The organism is Aeromicrobium sp. PFPM2_SD2, from assembly GCF_057364525.1.
The window spans coordinates 1-3,052 of record NZ_JBNFNZ010000304.1 but is presented as its reverse complement, the minus strand read 5'-3'; the positions used below and the strand labels follow the sequence as shown (position 1 = coordinate 3,052).

2 protein-coding genes and 1 pseudogene are annotated in these 3,052 nt (G+C 71.9%); all 3 read left to right on the top strand.

Annotation, left to right across the window (positions count from 1 at the left end; genetic code table 11):
- The coding region (gene glmU, locus AC2W7G_RS12540) for a bifunctional UDP-N-acetylglucosamine diphosphorylase/glucosamine-1-phosphate N-acetyltransferase GlmU (protein ID WP_485868733.1) at window positions 1-1,275 on the top strand (1,275 nt) is incomplete at its 5' end.
- Window positions 1,268-2,238, top strand: a pseudogene (locus tag AC2W7G_RS12535) (ribose-phosphate diphosphokinase). The gene glmU and the pseudogene AC2W7G_RS12535, both read left to right, overlap by 8 nt.
- Window positions 2,239-2,442: 204 nt before the next feature.
- Window positions 2,443-3,052, top strand: a 610-nt coding sequence (locus AC2W7G_RS12530; RefSeq protein ID WP_485868732.1) for a 50S ribosomal protein L25/general stress protein Ctc, incomplete at its 3' end; no start/stop codon positions are given.

Below are 3,052 nucleotides of genomic sequence, written 5' to 3'. Positions count from 1 at the left end.
CGTGCCGCGCCGGCCCAACGGTCCCCACGGTCTCGTCGTCCCAAGCACGAGGCAGCCGGCCGGGCACCGGCCACCGCGGGTCGCCGAGGCGGCTCGGCCGGGCTCGCCCGACCGGCCCGCCCAGCCGGCACCGTCCTGGTCACGTACGGCGACGTGCCGCTGCTGGAGGAGCAGACGCTCGCCGAGCTGCTGACCGACCACCACGCGCACGACCGCACGGTCACGGTGCTCACCGCCGAGGTGCCCGACCCGACCGGCTACGGACGCATCCTGCGCGACGCGTCCGGCGCGGTCACCGCCATCCGCGAGCACAAGGACGCCAGCGACTACGAGCGCGCGGTGCGCGAGGTCAACAGCGGCATCCTGGCCCTCGACGCCGCGTTCCTGGCGCGTGCCCTGCCCCGCCTGGAGGCCAAGAACGCCCAGGGCGAGCTGTACCTGACCGACGTCGTCGCCGGCGCGGTCGCCGAGGGCGGCACCGTCGGGGCGTTCATGCTCGCCGACCCGGTGCAGGTCGAGGGCGTCAACGACCGTGTCCAGCTGGCCGCCATGGGCGCCGAGCTGAACCGCCGCACGACCGAGCGCTGGATGCGCGAAGGCGTCACGATCGTCGACCCGGCCACCACGTGGCTCGACGTCACCGTCGAGCTCGCGCCCGACGTCACCCTGCTGCCCGGCACCCAGCTGCACGGCGCCACCCGCGTGGCCTCGGGCGCGACGATCGGCCCCGACACCACGCTGCGCGACGTCGTCGTGGGCGAGGACGCCCGCGTCGAGCGCACCCACGGCTCGGACGCGGTGCTGGGTGCCGGCGCGACCGTCGGACCGTTCGCCTACCTGCGCCCGGGCACCGAGCTCGGCGACGGCGGCAAGATCGGCACGTTCGTCGAGACCAAGAACAGCCGCATCGGAGCCGGGTCGAAGGTGCCGCACCTGTCGTACGTCGGCGACACCGAGGTCGGCGAGTCCAGCAACATCGGCGCCGGCACGATCACCGCCAACTACGACGGGGTCACCAAGAGCCGCACGCAGGTGGGCAGCCACGTGCGCACCGGCTCGCACAACGTCTTCGTCGCCCCGGTGAGCATCGGCGACGGCGCCTACACCGGCGCCGGCACGGTGGTCCGCCAGGACGTCGAGCCGGGGGCGCTGGCCGTGCCCGACACCGGACAGAGGACCATTGAGGGGTGGGTCCCGCGCCGACGGCCGGGCTCCGCTGCGGCGGACGCCGCGCTGAACGCCGCACCGAACCTGGAGGACAACGCCGGTGAGTAGCCTGAAGAGAACGCCGACGAAGAACCTGATGCTGTTCTCCGGTCGCACGCACCCGGTGCTGGCCGAGGAGGTCGCGAACCTGCTCGAGGTCGACCTCGTCCCCACCACCGCCTACGACTTCGCCAACGGCGAGATCTACGTCCGCTTCGACGAGTCGGTGCGCGGCTGCGACGCCTTCGTCATCCAGAGCCACGCCGCCCCGATCAACGAGGCGATCATGGAGCAGCTGATCATGGTCGACGCGCTCAAGCGCGCCTCGGCCAAGCGCATCACCGTGATCCAGCCGTTCTACGGCTACGCGCGCCAGGACAAGAAGCACCTGGGCCGCGAGCCCATCTCGGCCCGGCTCATGGCCGACCTGTTCCACGCCGCGGGCGCCGACCGGCTCATGGCCGTCGACCTGCACACGGCGCAGATCCAGGGCTACTTCGACGGCCCGGTCGACCACCTCATGGCGAAGCCGATCCTGACCCGGTACGTCAAGAAGAAGTACGGCCAGCGCCCGTTCGCGGTCGTCTCGCCCGACGCCGGACGCATCAAGGTCGCCGAGCAGTGGGCCAACGCCCTGGGCGGCGCCCCGCTGGCGTTCATCCACAAGACGCGCGACGTCACGCGGCCGAACGAGACGAAGGCCAACCGGGTCGTCGCGACGTCGCCGGACGCACCTGCATCCTGGTCGACGACCTCATCGACACCGGCGGCACGATCGTCCAGGCCGCCGAGGCGCTCATGGCCGACGGGGCCGAGGACGTTGTCATCATCGCCACGCACGCGGTGTTCTCCGGCCCGGCCGTGGACCGGCTGAAGAACTCGCCGGCGACCGAGGTCATCGTCACCAACACCCTGCCGCTGCCCGAGGACAAGCACTTCGACAAGCTCACCGTGCTGTCGATCGCGCCGCTGCTCGCGCAGGCGATCGCGGCCGTCTTCGAGGACGGCTCGGTCACCAGCCTGTTCCGCTGACGCGATGTGCCTCGCCGGGGCGCCGTGGGATAGGATCCTCAGGTTGCCTCGGCGAGGAGCCGCACCCGTGCGGCTCGTGATCGACAGGGCGCTCCGCTGCTGAGTGCCGTGTCGAGCGCCCCGGGGCGACCGCCGACCTGAAGAAGCACCAAGACCGCAGTACGTGTTGACGCGCGTACGAGCACCAACACGTAGGAGAGCACCGTGGCCGAGATCAAGCTGACCGCCGAGACCCGCACCGAGTTCGGCAAGGGCGCCGCCCGCCGCATCCGTCGCGAGGACAAGGTGCCCGCCGTCCTCTACGGCCACGGCACCGACCCGCTGCACGTGACCCTGCCGGGCCACGACCTCATGATCGCCCTGCGCAACTCCAACGCGCTGCTGTCGATCGACCTGGGCTCGGAGAGCCACCTGGCCATCGCCAAGCAGGTCCAGCGCGACCCGCTCAAGGGCTTCCTCGAGCACGTCGACCTGCTGCTCGTGAAGAAGGGCGAGAAGGTCGTCGTCGAGATCCCCGTGACCGTGACCGGCGAGGCCGCTCCCGGCGCGCTCGTCGTCAACGAGACCACCGCGCTGTCGGTCGAGGCCGAGGCCACCCACCTGCCCGAGGGCGTCGAGGTCTCCGTCGAGGGCCTCGAGACCGGCGCGCAGGTCCTGGCGTCCGACGTCACGCTGCCGGCCGGCACCACGCTGGTCACCGACGGCGAGACCCTCATCGTCAACGTCACCGCGGCCCCGACGGCCGACCAGGTCGAGGCCGAGCTGGCCGACGCCGAGGCCGAGCCGGCATCGAGCAGCGACGCGCCCGCGAGCG